20 protein-coding genes and 1 riboswitch are annotated in these 20201 nt (G+C 41.7%); of the genes, 19 read left to right on the top strand and 1 reads right to left on the bottom strand.

Annotation, left to right across the window (positions count from 1 at the left end):
- Nucleotides 1-23 precede the first annotated feature (23 nt).
- The 8 genes from deoB (at nt 24) to AC25Y6_RS02655 (ending at nt 7829) form a co-directional block, all read left to right on the top strand.
- Nucleotides 24-1214: a phosphopentomutase gene (deoB, locus tag AC25Y6_RS02690; RefSeq protein WP_488141968.1), complete on the top strand. Its 1191-nt coding sequence runs from the start codon at nt 24-26 to the stop codon at nt 1212-1214.
- A complete protein-coding gene (locus AC25Y6_RS02685; RefSeq protein ID WP_488141967.1) occupies nt 1214-2527 on the top strand; it encodes a pyrimidine-nucleoside phosphorylase in 1314 nt (437 codons plus the stop codon). The genes deoB and AC25Y6_RS02685 overlap by 1 nt, the downstream gene beginning before the upstream one ends.
- Nucleotides 2528-2831: 304 nt before the next feature.
- Nucleotides 2832-3185, top strand: a complete 354-nt coding sequence (locus AC25Y6_RS02680; protein ID WP_482101921.1) for an anti-sigma factor antagonist — start codon at nt 2832-2834, stop codon at nt 3183-3185.
- Complete coding sequence (spoIIAB, locus tag AC25Y6_RS02675) at nt 3175-3621, top strand: anti-sigma F factor (RefSeq protein ID WP_488141966.1); 447 nt, start codon at nt 3175-3177, stop codon at nt 3619-3621. Before AC25Y6_RS02680 ends, spoIIAB begins: the two co-directional genes overlap by 11 nt.
- 3 nt (nt 3622-3624) lie before the next feature.
- Entirely contained in the window at nt 3625-4413 is a 789-nt protein-coding gene (locus AC25Y6_RS02670) for a SigF/SigG family RNA polymerase sporulation sigma factor (RefSeq protein WP_482101919.1), read from the top strand.
- A 4-nt stretch (nt 4414-4417) separates the two neighbouring features.
- Nucleotides 4418-5890: a spore germination protein gene (locus AC25Y6_RS02665; protein WP_482101918.1), complete on the top strand. Its 1473-nt coding sequence runs from the start codon at nt 4418-4420 to the stop codon at nt 5888-5890.
- Between the two features lie 64 nt (nt 5891-5954).
- Entirely contained in the window at nt 5955-7283 is a 1329-nt protein-coding gene (gene lysA, locus AC25Y6_RS02660; RefSeq protein WP_488141965.1) for a diaminopimelate decarboxylase, read from the top strand.
- Between the two features lie 177 nt (nt 7284-7460).
- A complete protein-coding gene (locus tag AC25Y6_RS02655) occupies nt 7461-7829 on the top strand; it encodes a GNAT family N-acetyltransferase (protein WP_482101916.1) in 369 nt (122 codons plus the stop codon).
- Here the strand turns inward: AC25Y6_RS02655 and AC25Y6_RS02650 are convergent.
- A complete protein-coding gene (locus tag AC25Y6_RS02650; RefSeq protein WP_488141964.1) occupies nt 7826-8356 on the bottom strand; it encodes a DUF309 domain-containing protein in 531 nt (176 codons plus the stop codon). The two genes, AC25Y6_RS02655 and AC25Y6_RS02650, sit on opposite strands and share 4 nt — an antisense overlap.
- Before the next feature lie 28 nt (nt 8357-8384).
- On the opposite strand from AC25Y6_RS02650, the gene AC25Y6_RS02645 reads away from it, so the two are divergent.
- The 11 genes from AC25Y6_RS02645 (at nt 8385) to AC25Y6_RS02595 (ending at nt 19775) form a co-directional block, all read left to right on the top strand.
- Nucleotides 8385-9146 carry a segregation/condensation protein A gene (locus AC25Y6_RS02645; protein WP_482104469.1) on the top strand — a complete coding sequence of 254 codons (762 nt, stop codon included), beginning with the start codon at nt 8385-8387 and terminating at the stop codon, nt 9144-9146.
- On the top strand, nt 9136-9729 hold the full coding sequence (gene scpB, locus AC25Y6_RS02640; RefSeq protein WP_488141963.1) for an SMC-Scp complex subunit ScpB: 594 nt from the start codon (nt 9136-9138) through the stop codon (nt 9727-9729). The genes AC25Y6_RS02645 and scpB overlap by 11 nt, the downstream gene beginning before the upstream one ends.
- A gap of 14 nt (nt 9730-9743) precedes the next feature.
- On the top strand, nt 9744-10745 hold the full coding sequence (locus AC25Y6_RS02635) for a D-alanyl-D-alanine carboxypeptidase family protein (protein ID WP_488141962.1): 1002 nt from the start codon (nt 9744-9746) through the stop codon (nt 10743-10745).
- A 162-nt stretch (nt 10746-10907) separates the two neighbouring features.
- A complete protein-coding gene (locus tag AC25Y6_RS02630) occupies nt 10908-11639 on the top strand; it encodes a pseudouridine synthase (protein WP_482101911.1) in 732 nt (243 codons plus the stop codon).
- Between the two features lie 218 nt (nt 11640-11857).
- Nucleotides 11858-12391, top strand: coding sequence for a thiol-disulfide oxidoreductase ResA (gene resA / locus AC25Y6_RS02625; RefSeq protein ID WP_488141961.1), 534 nt, complete (start codon nt 11858-11860; stop codon nt 12389-12391).
- A 14-nt stretch (nt 12392-12405) separates the two neighbouring features.
- Nucleotides 12406-14055, top strand: coding sequence for a cytochrome c biogenesis protein ResB (gene resB, locus AC25Y6_RS02620; RefSeq protein ID WP_488141960.1), 1650 nt, complete (start codon nt 12406-12408; stop codon nt 14053-14055).
- Nucleotides 14055-15239 carry a c-type cytochrome biogenesis protein CcsB gene (gene ccsB / locus AC25Y6_RS02615; protein WP_488141959.1) on the top strand — a complete coding sequence of 395 codons (1185 nt, stop codon included), beginning with the start codon at nt 14055-14057 and terminating at the stop codon, nt 15237-15239. The genes resB and ccsB overlap by 1 nt, the downstream gene beginning before the upstream one ends.
- 247 nt (nt 15240-15486) lie before the next feature.
- Nucleotides 15487-16206, top strand: coding sequence for a response regulator transcription factor (locus AC25Y6_RS02610; RefSeq protein ID WP_482104463.1), 720 nt, complete (start codon nt 15487-15489; stop codon nt 16204-16206).
- Nucleotides 16199-17983: an ATP-binding protein gene (locus AC25Y6_RS02605; RefSeq protein ID WP_488141958.1), complete on the top strand. Its 1785-nt coding sequence runs from the start codon at nt 16199-16201 to the stop codon at nt 17981-17983. The genes AC25Y6_RS02610 and AC25Y6_RS02605 overlap by 8 nt, the downstream gene beginning before the upstream one ends.
- Nucleotides 17984-18028: 45 nt before the next feature.
- The gene (locus AC25Y6_RS02600) at nt 18029-18580 is read left to right on the top strand and encodes an RNA polymerase sigma factor SigX (RefSeq protein WP_488141957.1); all 552 of its coding nucleotides are present in this window, start codon (nt 18029-18031) and stop codon (nt 18578-18580) included.
- The gene (locus AC25Y6_RS02595) at nt 18558-19775 is read left to right on the top strand and encodes a hypothetical protein (protein ID WP_488141956.1); all 1218 of its coding nucleotides are present in this window, start codon (nt 18558-18560) and stop codon (nt 19773-19775) included. Before AC25Y6_RS02600 ends, AC25Y6_RS02595 begins: the two co-directional genes overlap by 23 nt.
- Nucleotides 19776-19851: 76 nt before the next feature.
- Nucleotides 19852-19980: riboswitch (FMN riboswitch) on the top strand.
- Nucleotides 19981-20201 lie beyond the last annotated feature (221 nt).

The following is a 20201-nucleotide window of genomic DNA, read 5'->3' as shown; positions in this document are numbered from 1 at the left end:
TCGTAATTTATGGAGGAAATATAATGAAAAAACAACAATTTGAACGCGTCCATCTAATCGTACTCGATTCCGTGGGGATAGGGGAATCGCCAGACGCACATCTTTTCGGTGATGTAGGTGCAGACACACTGGGTCATATCGGTGAAGCTATGGGGGGATTAAATATGCCAATTATGGGCAGTCTTGGGCTTTCCAATATTAGTGAAATACAAGGCATCCCTCCTGTGAATGAACCCAGAGGCTATTTTGGTAAAATGCAGGAATCTTCTGTTGGGAAAGATACTATGACGGGTCATTGGGAAATAATGGGCCTCAATATAGACAAACCATTTAAAGTATATCCAAATGGTTTCCCACAAGAACTGATTTCAGAATTAGAACAACGCATTGGTCGGAAAGTAATTGGCAATAAACCGGCAAGTGGTACTGGAATTATTGATGAGTTAGGTCAAGAACATATGGAGACCGGCGCAATAATTGTCTATACGTCGGCGGATCCAGTATTGCAAATCGCTGCGCACGAGGGGATTATCCCGATTGAGGAACAATATCGAATCTGTGAAATAGCAAGAGAATTAACAATGAAGCCCGAGTTTTTAGTCGGTCGTGTTATTGCACGTCCGTTCATCGGTGAACCGGGTAATTTCGAACGTACTACGAACCGCCATGATTATGCATTGAAGCCATTCGGTCGTACCGTCATGAATGAAATGGTAGATGCGGGTTATGAAGTGATTGCAATTGGAAAAATCTCTGATATTTATAATGGAGAAGGAATAACGGATTCGGTACGTACTGTCAGCAATATGGACGGTGTTGATAAGTTGTTGGATGTTATGAAAAAAGACTTCACGGGGCTCAGTTTCACGAATCTGGTTGATTTTGATGCATTATTTGGGCATCGCAGGGATCCGCTTGGTTACGGAAATGCTCTGCAAGAGTTCGACGTGAGACTCGCAGAAATCATGAGTGCAATGCGTCCGAATGATTTGCTAATCCTAACTGCAGATCACGGCAATGATCCCGTCCATGAAGGTACAGATCATACAAGGGAATATGTTCCCCTTATTATTTACTCACCATCATTTAACAAGGGTGGAGCCATGCCGCAGAATGAAACTTTCTCAGACATTGGCGCGACGATTGCAGAAAACTTTAATGTGAAAATGCCTGAATTCGGCAAGAGTTTCTTAGATTTATTAGAAGAGGTGTGATGATTTTGTTCAGAATGGTTGATGTAATTGAGAAAAAACGAGATGGCTACGCCCTGACGAAAGAAGAGATTACATTCTTCGTGAATGGATATACAGATGGATCGATTCCTGACTATCAAGCGAGTGCATTCCTTATGGCGGTCTATTTCAAAGGGATGACTTCGGAAGAACAAGGATACTTAACTATGGCGATGGTAGAATCTGGTGACCAAATCGACTTGTCTGCAATCGAAGGAATAAAAGTCGATAAACATTCTACCGGTGGTGTTGGCGACACAACAACACTAATACTTGCCCCACTGGTTGCAGCATGCGGCGTTCCCGTCGCGAAGATGAGCGGCAGGGGGCTTGGTCATACTGGTGGGACACTCGACAAGCTAGAGTCGATAGAAGGGTTTCACATTGAACTAACTGAAGAACAGTTCGTAAAGCAAGTGAATGATTTAAAATTGGCGGTCATTGGTCAAAGTGGCAACTTGACGCCTGCCGACAAAAAACTGTATTCCTTGCGTGATGTGACTGCTACGGTTAATAGTATTCCACTAATTGCAAGTTCCATTATGAGTAAGAAAATTGCTGCAGGAGCAGATGCAATTGTTTTGGATGTGAAAACCGGAGACGGCGCATTCATGAAAACGGAAGCAGACGCAAAAGTGCTGGCGCATTCAATGGTTGCCATTGGAAAGCAGGTCGGTAGAAATACGATGGCAGTCATTTCTGATATGAGTCAGCCATTAGGGTTTGCAATCGGAAACTCTCTTGAAGTGATTGAGGCAATTGAAACGCTCAAAGGGAATGGTCCAGAAGATTTGACAGAACTTTGTCTCGTTCTTGGTAGCAAAATGATTGTAGCTGGAGCAAAAGCAGATTCAATCGATGAAGCTCGGAGTATGTTAAAAGCCGTCATTGCTGATGGTTCAGCGCTTGAATTATTCGGTAAATTGATAGAAGCACAAGGTGGTAACGGTAAGGTCATACATGATATTTCATTATTGCCAACCGCACAATACCAAATAGTCGTACCGGCGTTATCATCAGGTTATGTTACGAAGATGGACGCAGATGACATCGGTGTTGCCGCAATGCTCCTCGGTGCAGGAAGAGCCACCAAAGATGCTGAAATTGATCTGGCAGTAGGAATTGTGTTAACTAAGAAAATTGGTGACGCTGTGCAAGAAGGTGAAGCGCTCGCCATCATTCATTCAAATACAGAAAATGTAGAACAATCCATGAAACTTATACAAAAACATATTACTGTAGGAATAGTAGCAGTAGAAGGTCCGCGTCTCATCGGAGATATGATAACGGGCTGATAGTAATTGAAATCATAGCTCCCCCCACCAAATACTTATTGGTGGGGGGAGCTTTTTTGCTATGTAGTGGACCGCCCAATAGCTCCCGCCAACCGCTCGAGAATATCCGCCGCCCACCCGAGAATCCGCGTCAACTAATTCTTTTTTCTCTCATGTGTAAATCGATTGGAAGACGTACATACTTTCACTAGTAGTTGGCAATGTCGAAATATAAGAACCTTTCAATGACTTTGACTAGTTCTGTCAAGTGTAAGGTTTTTACCCTCCAGTTGTGGAATAATTTGCAGGAAGGAGGGGGTTCAGCATGGCTGACATCGAAATTATTGACAATGGAATTTTAATTGCAACACTGCGAGGGGAATTGGACAATCATGAGGCAAATCGAATCCGTTCCCACATTTCGTCATCTATTTTTAGCGGACAAGTCAAGGCGGTGATTTGGAATTTGGCAAATCTCGGTTTCATGGATAGTGCAGGAATAGGACTCATTCTCGGCAGGATGCGTGATTTAGCACCTATTGAAGGGGAAACACTCATATTAAATCCATCCGTAACAATGGAGAAGATATTTACATTTTCTGGTCTGGGACCGAATATAAGGCATTGCACGGTCGATATCGCGATCGGGGAAATTGGAGGGGTATTACATGAACAATGAAATGACGTTATCATTCGTCGCTATTGAAGAAAATGAAGCGCTTGCAAGGATGGCAATGACGTGTTTTATCACGCCGTTGGACCCGACAATCGAAGAAATCTCTGAATTTAAGACAATTGTTTCAGAAGCTGTAACGAATGCGATTATTCATGGTTACGAATGTGATGGGAAGAGTCTAGTCACCCTGCATGCATTGATTGAAGGAAATAGAGTGACAATGACGGTCCGAGATGAAGGAATGGGTATTTTTGACGTAGAGCAGGCAATGGAACCGATGTTTACGACAAGACCGTTCATGGAGCGATCGGGAATGGGATTTACGATAATGGAAAGTTTCGCCGACAGTGTATCTGTCGAATCTGTACTAGGGAATGGAACATCCGTCAAGTTCGAAAAAACGTTTTCTCCGGTCCCGGAAGCAAGCAGAATGAGGTGACCCATGGACGCATCTGTTGAAGTGAAACCCGCTTTGTTGACCCAGGAAAAGATGAGGGAACTCATCAAAGTTTCACAAGAAGGTGATAAAGAAGCAAGAAGAATGATGGTAGAAGGGAATACGCGGCTCGTCTGGTCCATCGTCCAGCGATTTTCTTCCCGCGGCGCGGATCCTGAAGATTTGTTCCAGATTGGTTGTATCGGTCTTATGAAATCCATTGATAAGTTCGATTTGTCGTATGAAGTTAAATTTTCGACATATGCCGTCCCGATGATTGTTGGAGAAATTCAGCGTTTTCTTAGGGATGACGGAATGGTTAAAGTGAGTCGGTCAATCCGGGAGCTTAGTTTTAAAATTCGTCATGCAACCGATGATTACATCAAATTACATGGTAAATCACCATCTATTTCAGAAGTTGCGGCAGTACTTGAAGTAACAGTCGACGAAATCGTTCTAGCATCTGACGCCTTGCGCGATCCTGCCTCACTTCATGAGCAGCTCTATGAAAGTGAAGGAGATAGCCTAACGCTTATGGATCAGCTTCGCGATGACAGATCCGAGAGAGTATTCGATCACATCCCGCTTCGAGATGTCATATCCAAGTTGAATAAACGAGATCAGACGATTATCTATATGCGCTATTATTTGGATTGTACACAAAGTGATATTGCGGAAAGAATTGGAATATCACAAGTACAAGTGTCACGGCTTGAAAAGAAAATCCTGGCACAATTAAAACAATGGATGGGTGCAGACCCGGAAGAAAGTATTATAAAAGTGAGGACGGATTGAACTAATGGAAAAATTATTTCAGTCAATGAATGAAGCTGAAGAATGGTTTTATAGATGTTTTGGCAAAGACAAGTCGTTCGATGCCACCGCCAGGTCGTTGCACCTTTGGGAAATGCCAACAATGCTGTTTTATATTAATGGACTTATTGACGGTCTCACGATAACAATGTTATTGACGGAAATGCAAAGGAATAACGAAAGAAGTAACGAGAGGAATAACGAGAGAAACGACGATGTGGAAGATGGAGGGGAACGCTTCCTCTCTTTTTTTCCATATCATGCTGTTTCAAATGTAAAAGATACTGACGAGTTACTAACTTCGATTCTAAGTGGTATGGCAGGCTTTGTAACACCTGATGGTTATGCATTTACGATTGATATACGATCTTATCCGGGCAGGCAGCCTGACGAACCGGATAACGAAAAAGTTGTCAGAGGATCTAGAGACGGATTTACGGAGAATATCATCCAAAATACAGCGCTCGTCAGAAGGCGGATTCGAACAGAAGATTTACGGTTTGAAATGCATAAAGTGTCGATGAATGGAAAAACAGACGTCGCCATTACATATATGCAAGGAGCGGCTAGTGAAGAGCATTTAACGTATGTACGGGAAAGATTGGATGCAATTCGTCATGATGGTCTAACGATGACAGATAAATCACTTGAAGAATTTCTCATGAAACAGCGTTTTCACCCAATGCCTTTTGTACGTTTTACAGAGCGCCCAGATATATGTGCGGCTCATTTGCTAGAAGGGCATGTCGCAATTATTGTTGATACGTCACCTTCAGCCATACTTGTACCTGCGCCTTTATTTCATCATCTTCAACATGCCGAAGAATATCGCCAGGCACCGCTTATCGGAACAATGGTCAGGTTAATGCGTTTCTTTGCAGCAGTAATGAGTCTCATTCTCTTGCCATTTTGGTATTTGCTCGCGACGAAACAACAATACTTACCAGATTTCCTCAGTTACATCGGGCCAAAAGACCTTGGGGACATCCCACTTCTTGTTCAGCTCCTCATTGCTGATGGAGGTATCGAAATACTCCGAATGGCAGCTATTCATACGCCGACGCCGATGTCGACCGCGATGGGACTTGTCGCCGCAATTGTGATTGGACAAGTGGCAATCGATGTTGGATTATTCACTCCGGAAGTCGTATTGTATGTAGCGGTTAGCGCAATCTTCACTTTCTCTATCCCCTCTTACGAATTAAGTTTGACAACAAAGATTTTCCGATTATGCATTTTGTTATCGACAGCACTTCTTGGAGCACCTGGATTTTTCATAGCTGTTGCAGTACTATTTTACTATTTATGTTCTTTAAAGCCGATGGGCATACCGTATTTATGGCCCGCTGTCCCATTTTTCCCGAGAGCTATGTTGCGTGTTCTAGTAAGGTTTCCGATGACTGCAGATGCTCCCAGACCATTCATAACGAACTCACCTAATCGAAACCGTGTGTCCTAGACGTTGCTTCAACCCTTCAATATATGATAAAGTTTTAATTATCTAAGTCGAGGGGGAAGGCAATATGCATTTATACGGAACTCAATCGATCAACGAACAAGGCCACCTAACAATAGGTGACGTTGATACGGTTGATCTTGCACATACTTATGGAACACCACTTATCGTTTATGATATCGACTTGTTCCGTGAACGGGCAAAAGCTTTTAAAGAGACTTTCGAAAAGGTTGGCATCCGTGCACAAGTCGCTTATGCGAGTAAAGCATTTTCGTCGATTGCTATATATGAAATAGCAGCACAACAAGGTCTTTCTCTTGATGTCGTTTCTGGAGGAGAACTGTATACAGCAGTAGCTGCAGGTTTCCCAAGCAATCGAATTCACTTCCATGGTAACAATAAGAGTTTTACGGAGCTACAGTATGCGTTCGACGAAAAAATAGGCTGTATTGTTATCGATAACTTTTCTGAAATCGGATTAGTAAAAGAAATCGCGGAATCGCGTGAAGAAAAGATGAACGTGCTTATTAGGGTAACACCGGGAGTAGAAGCTTCGACGCATGATTATATTACAACTGGCCAAGAAGATTCCAAGTTTGGTTTCGATTTAAAAAATGGTCAGACAGATAAGGCTTTTCTCGAACTGTACAATCATCCTTATATCAACTTACTGGGCATGCATTGTCATATTGGCTCTCAGATTTTCGAGACGGATGCATTTCGATTAGCTGCAGAAGCTCTTATGTTGAAAATGGTTGACTGGCAAGAAAATCATCAATTCATATGTACCGTTCTGAACTTGGGCGGCGGTTTTGGTATTCGGTATACAGAGGTAGACAAACCGCTTGAACCGTCAGTATATATCGAAGAAATGGCAAAAGTGGTTTTGTCTATGACACGCAGCTATAATTACCCTATGCCTGAAGTTTGGATAGAGCCGGGCAGATCGCTAGTTGGAGATGCAGGTACGACTCTTTATACTGCTGGAAGCGCAAAAGAAGTACCAGGGATTCGTACTTATATAGCGGTTGACGGAGGAATGTCAGATAATATACGACCTGCACTTTACGGTGCAAAATATACTGCGGTCTCAGCAAACCGTATGAATGAGCCTCACGATGATAAAGTAACGATAGCAGGGAAATGTTGTGAGTCGGGGGACAAGCTGATTGAAGAAGCTTATTTGGCACAACCTGTCGAAGGCGATATTATCGCTGTTTTCTGTACAGGAGCTTACGGCTATTCTATGGCTAGTAATTACAACCGACTTCCTAAACCTGCCATTGTATTCTGCGAAAAAGGAGTCGACCAGCTGGTTGTTCGTAGAGAGACCTATGAAGATATTGTCAGACTCGACATTCCGTTGCAGCAAATTAGACAGGGGGAGAAGATTTGAACAAACGCAATATCCTCCTGCTTGCCTTTATTGTAGTTGCAGCTATTATGTGGGGGGCGGTATACTGGAGGTTCGTCGCACCAGTCCTCGATCCTCGATAATAGACAAGGCTTATCATTGGAAAACGCAGTCAGTCCTTTAGAAACAGAAAGGACTTTCAGAAAAGAAGGGATTTAAGTGATACTACTACGCTATAAGAAAATAAATGAAAAAATTGCAATGGGCTTACTTTCGTATATGCCCGGCGATAAAACAGTGAAAAAACTGCAGGACACGATTCACCAATACGAAACAGATGATAAATGGCAGTTGTATCTTTATAAAAAAGATGACGACTTTATCGGTGTTATTGGGCTTGAATTAGGTGATGGAATGTACACTTTGCAACATATTTCCGTCAACCCCTCTTTTCGTGGTGAAGGGATCGGCAAGGAAATGGTGAAAAAGGTACAGGCATTATTTCCTGAACAGAAATGCGTTGGTACGGAAGAAACTGTACAATTTATACAAAAATGTACGCAGAAAGAAGAAGGAGCAGATAATTAATATCTGCCCTTCTTCTTTTCTTCGCGTTCTCTAAGAATATCACTACGGTCTCTTAGCATATGTTTATGAATGACAGCATCATCACCGAAGGGAAGTAGTTCCATAGATTGTTCCGCTTTATGAACGAGTTTAGTTAGTGTAGGCGATTTGATGACAATCGGGAACGATTCAAATGGGAGTTGCTGTTTCAATCGACTGATTGCATTTTTTAAATTATGGATAAGTAGATGGAATTCAATTTCGTCTGTGAAGGCGGGAGTGTCTATCTCAGATGCCGGTAATTTTGCCATCGCTTTATCAAGCGTTCGAATAGCGCCGTTCAAATTACCACGACGCCAATGATACATTCCAGTGGATAGGAGAATATAAGCGGTTAAAGGGTGGCTTTTATCTCTGTTAGGAATAGACTTCCAATATTCCTCCAGTACTTCATGACATTCAAAATAGTCTTGATTACTGTTAAAATAAACAATGAAATTTACGAATAACGGATGATGGTACGGATGCATGTTAACAGTCCTCTCCATAGTTTGATAAATAGGTAGGTGTGAAAGTATGACGTATTTTGTGAAATTGGAAGCTTTTGAAGGTCCACTAGATCTATTATTACATTTAATCAACAGACTTGAAATTGATATATACGATATCCCTATGTCGCAATTGACAGGACAATACATAGAACACCTTCAAGCGATGCGGGTATTGCAACTGGATGAGCTGAGTGAATATCTAGTTTTAGCTGCAACTTTGCTAGAAATAAAGAGCAAAATGCTTCTTCCCGTCCACGAAAGTGAAGCGTTCGATGATGACTTTGATCTGGATGCGGAAGACGATCCGCGAGATGAACTCGTTGCTCGACTTATTGAATATAGGAAGTATAAGGAAGCTGCTATCAGTCTGAAAGAATCGGCGGATGATCGAGCTGTCCATTTTACAAAAACACCTGAAGATCTTACGCAGTTTGGTGAAATCGTCGCGAATGAATCGGAAGTGAGTTTAAATGTTTTTGATCTAATCGGCGCATTCCAAAAGATGTTAAATAGAAAGCGTTTAAAAGCACCCTTAACGGCTAGTATAACAAAAACAGAAGTATCGCTAAATGAAAAAATGGACGAAATTATGGCTATATTAGAAAGGGGAGGCGGAAAGTGTGATTTCTACTCTCTATTTGAAGACGGGGAGACAACCGATCTCGTTGTAACCTTTCTATCATTGCTTGAATTAATGAAACGGCGAGACGTCACTGTCGATCAGAATGGTAATTTTGACGAAATGACTGTGACGTTCCGACGGGAGGATGAGTGTTATGGCAATTGAAAGCCGCTTGCCGGGAATGATTGAAAGTTTTTTATTCATCGTAGGTGATGAAGGGTTAACCATTCAACAGTTAACGGCTTTGACGGAGCATGATGAATCTGAAGTTACAGAGGTAATCGACTGGCTTCGGACAAACTATGAAGAACGTAGAGAAAGTGGTATTGAACTGAAAATCTTTGGTGGTGCATACCGTTTAGTGACGAAAGCTGAATTTGCAGAGGATTTAAAACGATTGTTAGAAAATCCATCACCAAAGACCATGACACAGGCTTCTCTCGAAGTATTGGCGATTATCGCCTACAGACAACCTGTAACACGCGTTGAAATCGATGATCTAAGAGGTGTAAAATCCGAAGGCCCGATTAACACATTGATTGCTAAAGGGCTCATTATGGAAAAAGGTCGTTTTGAAGGAAGTGGACGAGCAATCCTTTATGGAACGACCGATTTATTTCTTGACCGCTTCGGCTTGGAATCACTTGTCGGCTTGCCACCGCTTTCTCAGGACGAAGAGGGAGAGGAGATTGAAACAGACTTGTTCATGACAAAGTTCCAGGAAGCATTTGCAATGGAAAATGACTGAGGAGGAGACATTTCTTGAAACGGGTAATGATTGTTGTCCTATTTTTCTCGATATTATTTGGCACAGGGGTAAACGAAGTGGCCGCGTCCGGTCAGGCATGGGCAGTAATAGATGCAGACACGGGCAGGTTACTGGAAGGCCATAATGAAAATGTCAGGTTGCCAATTGCCAGTCTGACAAAAATCTGGACGGCGTTAACGTTCCTTGAAAGTGGTACACCTCCCGGAGATGTAATTATATCTCCACGAGCAGCATCAGCGGAAGGGTCTTCCTTGTATTTGCAGACAGGTACAAGTATGGACTCGTATGCGTTGCTCTACGGCTTGATGTTGCGATCAGGGAATGATGCAGCGTTTGCTTTATCAGAAGCAGCTGGTGGTTCAATGGATGGATTCGTGAATTTAATGAATGAAAACGCACTACTCTACGGCTTGAATGACACTGTTTTTACTAATCCTTCTGGCCTGCACGATGAGCTTCACTTGTCTACGGCATTTGAAACAGCGCTTATGCTGCACTACGCGATGGAAAATGACCAGTTCCGTGAAATTGCATCCACTAAAAACTATAGTTATGAGGGCAAGGATCGAGTCTATAGCTGGCGAAATAAACACCGACTTATCCATTCTGAACCGACTGTAATTGCAGGGAAGACAGGTTTTACAAAAGCTGCTGGCCGAACGCTTGCAACCTACTTTGAGAAGGATGGAAAAAACATCATTGTAGTCACACTCAATGACGGTAATGACTGGAACACACATAAAAACTTGGCAAATCAAGTTTTTTCTAACTATAAAATTGTAACCGTCGCAAAAAAAGGAGTTTACGATATTCTACCGGGTGTAGAAGCAGAATTGGAAAAATCCATTCGTTTGCTGCTTAAAAAAGGTGAAACTGAAGAGTTGTCCAATGTCATTCAAATCCCTCGTGGGGAAAGTGGTAATAGTAGTGGCGTATGGACCGTCTCACTCAATGGAGAACCGCTAGTAGCGAGCAATGTCCTACTAAAACAATGAATCTAAGTGAAAGCTACTGAGAATCGTGGAAAACAAACCCCGTCACCAATAATAATTCAATTGTGACGTTTTTGAGAAGACTGATGCTATATAGGTCAGTCTTCTTTTCATTTACGACAAAGTGTGACATAATTTTTTACAGAATGAAGATGGGGTGACTTAATGGAAAGATTACAGAAAGTACTAGCACAAGCAGGAGTTGCGTCACGGAGAAAATCCGAAACACTAATAGTAGCTGGTAAAGTGAAAGTGAACGGTGTAGTTGTTACGGAATTAGGGACAAAAGTATCCAATTCCGACCGAGTGGAAGTTGAAGGTGTAGAGCTCGTTAAAGAAAGTTACGTATACTATTTGCTATATAAACCAAGAGGGGTTATTTCCACTGTCGACGATGAGAAAGGTAGGAAAACCGTTTTAGACCTGTTTCCGCAAATTGAACAACGGATTTTCCCGGTTGGACGACTTGACTATGATACATCTGGTGTAATCATTATGACGAATGATGGAGACTTCTCTTATCTAATGACACACCCGAAATTTGGTATTAAGAAAAAGTATATTGCAAAAGTAAAAGGAATTCCTGATCGTGAAGCGCTTCGTAAACTAGAAAAAGGTATCGATTTGGAAGATGGTAAAACTGCTCCAGCGCATGTGAAAATGCAGACGGTAGATAAGAAAGCCGGTACTGCACTCATTGAAATCACGATTCACGAGGGCAGAAACCGCCAAGTACGTCGAATGTTCGATGCAATCGGATGTCCGGTTCAAAAACTTCGTAGGGAATCATTTGGGAACATAACAACCCACGGGTTGAATGCAGGCGAAGCACGTGAACTGACCAAACATGAAGTGAAACAGCTTCGTGTCCTCGCGGAGACAGGTAAAATAGGCTGAATTCGAATCATTTGCGCCTATGCGAAATTTGATTGCTTACCAAAACTTATCTAAAAAATGTGATTGACGCCTTGCCCTGGGCAAATGGGGAAGGAATTGTAGTACTTTCCTCCCCGTGAGGCAATTGTTCACAAACCCTTCAATTATAGCAAGTTACTGCAAAGGTCTATTTGTTATAATTTAAGGCAGAGCTTAATTATTGTTAGGAGGTAGTGCATATGGCTAAGGCGGGTAAAAAGAAATCTCGTCTAATTATTAGGACGTTTGTGCTGTTGCTTCTCGTATCAGCAGTTGTCTATACCATCGCTTCGAAAGATAAAGTGAAAGTACTAGCGGTTGGAGATAAAGCCCCCGATTTCGAGCTTGTCGATTTGGATGGCAACAAGCATAAGTTATCTGATTATAAAGGCGAGGGCGTTTTCCTGAACTTCTGGGGAACTTGGTGTGGTCCTTGTAAAAAGGAAATGCCATATATGGAAAATCAACATATAGCATTTGAAGAAAAAGGCGTCAATATTCTAGCAGTCAATATCGCCGAATCTGATTTGAAGGTTGAAACGTTTAGAGACCAGTATGGCCTGACATTTCCAATCACAATCGATAAGGATAAGAGTGTTAAGGAAGCCTATAATATAGTGCCGCTTCCTACGACCTTTCTTATCAATAAAGACGGCAAAATTGAACAAATCATAACAAGGGAAATGTCTGAAGATGAGATCATTACACTCATGGAAAGCATTCAACCCTCTTAAGGAGTAAATCCAGAATGAGCAAAATCAAATGCCAGTGCGGTCATGACAATCCATTCGGCACAGTGCTTTGTGAGCGATGTGGTAGACCGCAAACAGAAGAAGCGAAAGAAAGTAAACTTGTTGACATGCGCTACGAAGGTTCGGCAAGAAGATCGCAGACATATAAACGGTCAATAGTTGATAAAGTATGGAATTTCTTTTCAAGTGTGAAAATTGGCATCAGTATTATTGTTGCCGTTCTCGCGACAGCTGCAATCGGGACGATATTCCCGCAGAAATTATATGTGCCTGCATCCACAGAAGTGGAATTAGCTGCTTACTATGAAAGGCTTTACGGATTTGCTGGAACCATTTATTACAAACTAGGATTTCATGATATGTACAATAGCTGGTGGTTCATCACGCTAGTTGGGATGCTTGGAGCATCCATCATCATCGCTAGTGTCGATCGGGTTATTCCGCTTTATAAATCATTGAAAAAGCAACGTACGAAACGCCATCCTTCCTTCATGAAAAAACAACGTCTCTATGGCGAAGGACCTTCGGAAGATCCAGATGCCGCACTACTAAAAGCGGAGGAGAAACTGAAGGAACTTCGTTACAACGTGAAGACGGAAGACGGAGCTTTACTTGCAGAGAAAAACCGTTTTTCAAGATGGGGTCCGTACGTCAATCACTTGGGACTTATCATTTTCTTATTCGGTATTCTACTGCGTGGTATACCTGGGTTTTATGTAGATGAAACGATGTGGATCCGCGAAGGGGAAACACGTTCTATTCCAGGTGCAGAAGGTTACTTTTTGGAAAGTAAAGAATTCATCATAGAAAACTATACAAAAGAGGAAGCTGACGAAGTGTTCGGTGATGCGCTCGAACGTGTCGGCATGATTGCGAAAAACTATCAGACCGATGTCGCTTTGTATCAAAAAGAGGAAGGTAGTCTTCCTGGTTCCAATGAGACAGAGTTCGTGAAGGACTACTCAATTATTGTCAATAAACCATTAAAATTTGATGGCTATAACGTGTTTCAAATGGATTTTCGTCTAGATGAATTAAAATCAATGACGTTCAATTTAACTGAAAAAGCGACGGGTTCATCATTCGGGGAATTCACGGTCGACCTTAACAATCCGAAACGTGATTACGAACTTGAGAATGGCGCAAGCGTTGTACTGAGTGATTATTATCCTGACTATGATGGGGTTGAGAACGGGGAACCAATATCGAAATCTCCGATACCGAACAATCCTGCATTCATCTTTAAAATGGTGACTCCGGATAAGCCTGATGGTGAAATGAGCTTTGTTGCGATCAAACAAACACTCGAAACGGAAGTCAATGATTATAAAGTGAATTTCGTTAGTGCAGAAACCCGAGATATATCGGGACTTACAGTACGCAAGGATAAAACGTTATATCTCCTTCTTATAGGGGGGATTATCTTTATGATTGGTGTCTCACAAGGATCTTATTGGCACCATAGAAGAATTTGGATTCAAAAAGGGACTGACGGCGGGCTGTTAGTCGCCGGTCATACAAATAAAAACTGGTTTTCCTTGAAGAAAGACCTGGATCAAGTGAAAGACGTTGCAGAATTACCATCTTATGAAGACAGACAAGACAAAGAATCTACCTCGGAAGATAAGGAAGTGGACAAAATATAATGGGACTTGCAGCGTTAAGTGCTAATCTACTTTTAGTTTCATTTATCGCCTATCTTGTCGCAACGCTCTTTTTCGGCGGTGCGGTAAAAGGTGCTAAATCGGAAACTTCTTATAAAAACAACAGATGGGGCAAAATTGCGATTACGATTACGATTATCGGATTCATTACCCATGTAGGCTATTTCATTGCTCGCTGGATAGCATCAGGACATGCCCCAGTAAGTAATATGTTCGAATTTACAACAGCATTTGGAATGATGCTCGTAGGGGCATTTATTCTTCTGTATTACATTTATAGAACGCCATCACTCGGCTTGTTTGCACTGCCAATCGCGATTATTATCATCGGGTATGCAAGTATGTTTCCGAGGGAAATTACACCACTTATTCCCGCACTGAAAAGTTATTGGTTGTGGGTTCATGTAATTACGGCTGCACTTGGTGAATCGATTCTTGCAATAAGTGCTGTTGCGGGACTCATCTACTTATTGAAGAATATTGATTTGACGAAAAAGTCGAAACAGCGTTTCTGGCTAGAAGCGGTTATCTTCACACTTATACTAGTAATTGGGTTCGTATTGTCTTCGACGTCGTTTAAAATAGCAGGCTATGAAGCAGAATTCACATACATTGATAAAAATGAACAACCTGCTAAAATCGAGTACAATTATCCACCACTTTTCGGAATGGCTGGTTATGAATCGCTTACACCGGGTGTAATGACGCCATGGGCCGAAATGCCGCCAATCATAAATGCGAAGACGTTTACGACATTCGTCTGGTCAGTCGCGAGCGGAATCGTTTTATACTTGATTCTGAGACTTATTTTCCGACGTCCAATTGCAGCATTGCTACAGCCTTTCGCTAAAAAAGCGAATTCGCAAATGATGGACGAAATTGGGTATCGTTCTGTTTTGATTGGTTTCCCTGTCTTCACACTTGGTGCACTCATCTTCGCTATGATTTGGGCTCATGAGGCTTGGTCAAGGTTCTGGGGTTGGGATCCAAAAGAAGTATGGGCTCTTATTACATGGTTATTCTATGCCGCATTCCTCCACTTGCGTTTTTCACGAGGGTGGGACGGCGAGAAATCAGCATGGCTAGCAGTTATCGGTTTCATTATTATTATGTTTAATCTAATTGCTGTTAACTTAATCATTGCTGGGTTACACTCCTATGCTTAAGACAAGGTAAGGAAACTTACAATTGAATAGTAATTGAGAACTTCATGGATGTAGTTGGATAACTACTTCTGTGAAGTTTTTTATTGTTTACATAACAACAGCCGAACAATACATTAAAAACTACAGTACTTCACTGATCCGTCATATTGAAACGGGTTCAAAGCAAGCCACCGCTGCTTTTCTGTTTCTTTTTTACATGGCGACTTGTACAATGGACTAAGAAGCATGTTGAAAGGGGTATACATCTATGGACGAAAAGTTGAAACTGTTAGTAGTAGATGACGAGGAGAGAATCCGCCGTTTGTTAAATATGTATCTTACGCGAGAAGGATATGAAATTGACGAAGCGGTTGATGGAGCCCAAGCTCTTGAAAAGGCTCTTATTAATAATTATGACTGTATTTTACTTGACTTGATGATGCCTGAAAAAGATGGCCTTGAAGTGCTGGAAGAATTGAGAGAAAAGAAAATAATGACGCCTGTTATAATGCTGACAGCAAAAGGCGAGGAGTCTGACAGAGTAACCGGTTTTGAAGCGGGTGCGGATGATTACATAGTGAAACCGTTCAGTCCGCGTGAAGTTGTACTGCGCGTTAAGGCGATTTTAAGAAGATCAGTTACATTCCCAGGATCAGCATCAGCATCTACATCGAAAGATTTAGTCGTTTTTCCACAATTGACAATCGATCACGATGCACACCGTGTTACAGCAGATGGTAAAGAAGTGGCGCTAACGCCTAAAGAGTATGAACTTCTCTATTTCCTTGCGAAGTCGCCGGACAAAGTTTTCGACAGAGAGCAATTGTTAAAAGAAGTATGGCATTATGAATTCTTTGGCGACCTTCGTACTGTTGATACGCATGTTAAGCGACTTCGGGAAAAGCTCAGTCGCGTTTCTGAACATGCGGCAAAAATGATTGTCACTGTGTGGGGAGTCGGCTACAAGTTCGAGATTCCTAATGAATAGGATATGGAATTCAATTGTCGGGAAGCTATGGGCAACCATATTGCTTCTCGTTTCCTTTGTCCTTTTTATCGTAACAGTACTGTTACTAGAATTCCTTGATAATTTTCATACGCAACAAGCCGAGGATACCTTACGTAGGGTAGTAACGACAATCGGGAAAATCGTCGAAGATCATGAAGGCGGACCTTCGATGCAAGTAATTATTCATGACATTCTTGACGAAGAAACAAATGCAATGGTTGTAGGTTCCGACCGAGAAGTTACCGATTCGTTTCATAAGGGATTAAACCAGGAAAAGATAGAGGAAAAAATCCTGAATGAATCTCTATTCCAATTCAATCAAAAATTGGATAAGCCAGTTGTGAAGGAAATGATTCTACCTTCTAATATTGAAGAAGATGTCATGGAGCAATATCTTGTTTTATCTTACCCACTTGAAATAGAAAATGAAGTAACTGGTACGGTTGTCATTTACCAAAGTCTTGAAGCCGTCCACAGAACTACGAAAAGAACTACGCATATTGTATTTTTATCAGCATTTATAGCATTTATTTTAACGACATTTTTTGCATTTTTCCTGTCTACTCGAATTACTCTACCTTTAAGGAGTTTTAGGCAAGCTGCTTTTGAATTGTCAAAAGGTAATTTCGACACTCGTTTGCCTGTAAATCAAAATGATGAAATTGGTCAACTCGCTACGGCATTTAATCAGATGGGTAGACAACTTAAATATCATGTAGAACTAATTAATCAGGATAAGGAACAACTATCAAGCATTTTGACATCAATGACGGATGCTGTCATTACATTCAATCGTGATTACACGATTCTTTTAAGTAATCCCCAAGCAGAAAGACTATTGCAAAACTGGTATATTAAAAATGAGGAACTAGAAGGAAATCGCCATATTCCGCCAGCAATTTTCCATATGCTTGAACACGTTATTACGTTTGCGGAGGAAGTGGAGGATGAATTGGAACTGAATGGTCAGTTCTATGGTATTTCGATAAGCCCGCTTTACAGCGGAAATAGTATTCGTGGGGCTGTTGCAGTCTTAAGAGATATGACGGATCAGCATAAACTTGAAAAGCTCCGTTCAGATTTCATCGCAAACGTTTCCCATGAACTTCGAACGCCCATTTCCATGCTGCAGGGGTACAGTGAAGCGATTATAGATGGTGTGACCAACAGTGATGAGGAACGCGACGAGATGGTGCAAATCATTCACGATGAGTCGAAAAGAATGGGACGCCTTGTGACGGATCTTCTGGATCTCGCTAGGATGGAGTCCGGTCATATGCGGCTTTACAAAGAAGATTTGTCAATAATCCCTTTCCTGGACAGAATTGTATTTAAGTTCATGCAAGTAGCGCGAGAAGCGAATGTTGAACTGTCTTTCGAATTTCCAGAAACACAAGAATTAATAATAAACGTTGATGAAGATCGGTTGGAGCAAGTATTTACTAATTTAATCGACAATGCCATACGCCATACGCCTGATGGAGGTAGCGTCAAAATTAGTATTGAAAAGCTTGTAGATAAGATTGAAATAAAAGTCACGGATACAGGCGTTGGGATTCCAGTAGAGGACCTTCCGTACATCTTCGAACGATTTTATAAAGCGGATAAAGCGAGAACAAGGGGGAAAGGCGGTACGGGCCTAGGACTTGCTATCGCGAAAAGTATAATCGACTCCCACGGCGGCAGAATTACTGCAACAAGGAGCGACGTTGAAGGTACGATTTTCTGTTGTACATTGCTATTAAAAAATATGTAACTAATTAGCTTGAAGAACGACTAATTAATAGAGCGGGGGAATTTTATGAACGACTCCGTTTTTCACCGACTATACGAGCAGTATCATCAGGATGTGTTCAAGTTTCTTATCTATTTGACAAGGGACCGTGATCAAGCTGAAGACCTTATGCATGAAGTATATGTAAGGGTGCTGCGGGCGTACGTCGGTTTTGAGGGGAAAAGTTCCGAAAAGACATGGCTCTTTTCAATTGCCAAAAATGTCGCAATAGATTATTTCAGGAAAAACACAGTGCGAAAAAAACATCTCTTTGATAAATTCGACTGGGAAAAAAGTGAGCTCGTTTCGACAGGAATCCTTCAGGAGGAAATCGTTACGCTCAATGAAGAAATGCAAGAGCTGTTAAACGCACTTAATACGTGTACAGGTGATCAGAAAATGGTTATCATTATGCGTTATTTCCAAGACCTTTCAATTGCTGAATCAGCTGAAATCCTTGGCTGGACAGAAGGCAAAGTAAAGACCACTCAACACAGGGCAATCAAAGCTTTACAAAAGAAATTGAATGCTCTTCCGACAGAAGGGAGGGAACTTGATGACCCAAAAAAAATGGAATAACAACAAGATTGAAAATCTCCTCGGAGATTTACCTGATATAGAGGATAACCGTTCAAAATCGAAAATTATTGAACGGCTTAAACAGGACGAAAGGCTGAGCGATCACCGTCGCAAGCGATCTTTAAGGTGGATGCCGGCATTGGTAGCTATCGCTGCTCTGCTAGTTGTAGGGCTTCTAATCCCATCGATGTTTCGGGGAGATGACAGCGCAATGAAGTCTGAAAGTGCAGACTCGGCTGTGACGAAGAGTGATGACTTTGACACTTCTACGGTAGGAGATGAATCGGCTAAAATGGCAACCGTTGAAGAACAGACTGAAAAGTCTTCTACCATGATGGCAGACATGGAGAGTGGTATGCATCATTTTGCTGTCTATCCTGAAGATCTTGAAGATGTTACATTATTCCACATAGGACTTGCAGGTGATCAAGCATCAAGCATTCCTGTTTCATTCGTTATTCCAAACAGTCAAATCGAAGCGGATTTTGGGACTTTGAATCCGACAAGTTATGATTTATACTCAAAATATGCGGTGCGTATCGACGAGGAAGCGCTCGGATTTACTGCATATCACCCTTATGAAGGTGTTTTTATTCGGGATGATTTAGACCTTATCCACCGGCTTCCGAAGGGGCATGGCTACGACTTGGCGTCTGCTTCGATGGAAGTGTATTTCAATACATTACAGGATACGTTTTATGGTTTTAAAGAAATACAATTTCAGCACGAAGATGAATCGGCAGTCGTGTTTTCCGAAGTCGGGCAGCCCAGTACGCCGATGGTGTTAAAGAGTGGTATCAATCACTTTAATTACTACTTATTTGAGCAAGAAGATGGACAGCAGTTTCTTTCATCTAACTTTTCGCAACCGCAGCAATCTATCGTAAAGGCGCTGCAACAGATGAGGATAAAGCCAAATGATGTTTTTCAGCCAGTCATTCCAGCTGCTATCGAATTTGAAGTAAATCAAGGAACTGAAGTGACTGTTGTAAAATTCACAAAACCCTTGGACTTGGAAGCGATTGAGCCGATAAAAGGAATGTTAATGATTGAAGGTATGTTGTTAACGGCCGCTAGCTTTGGTGAACAACTTCAATTTGAAAATGTAGTTCAAGAAGAATGGAACGGTTTTAACTTCAGTGGACCTTTACCGGTTCCGATTGGATCTAATCCGCTACCTATCATTTTGAAATGAAAAAAGAGTGCTTTGTAAACTGAACTGTTTACAAAGCACTCTTTTATATATACAATAGAAATGTAACATAATATTGATTCATCTTCGGGGCAGGGTGTAATTCCCGACCGGCGGTAAAGGAAATTTTTCCAAGCCCGCGAGCTTAACAGCTGATACCGGTGTGATTCCGGAGCCGACAGTATAGTCTGGATGGGAGAAGGTGAAGGTGCGGCCATCTTTTTGTGTTGTCCACAAAAAGGGTGCTTGTTTAATCATGGGTAAATAGGAGATTTCCTCCTTACAACTTGTGAAGATTTCGAGATGAATGTAGCGATAGATGCGAGTAAGTGAACACCAGAGTGTCCTTAAGTTAGACACATATTGATGTGAACGAGCGAAGCTGATGACGTATTGCGACATGTATCGGAAGCGAAACGTACCTTTTAA

The sequence above is a fragment of the Sporosarcina sp. Y1004 genome (assembly GCF_057669665.1).
Note: the sequence above shows the minus strand (reverse complement) of the source record. Positions and strands in the feature narration are given on the sequence as shown.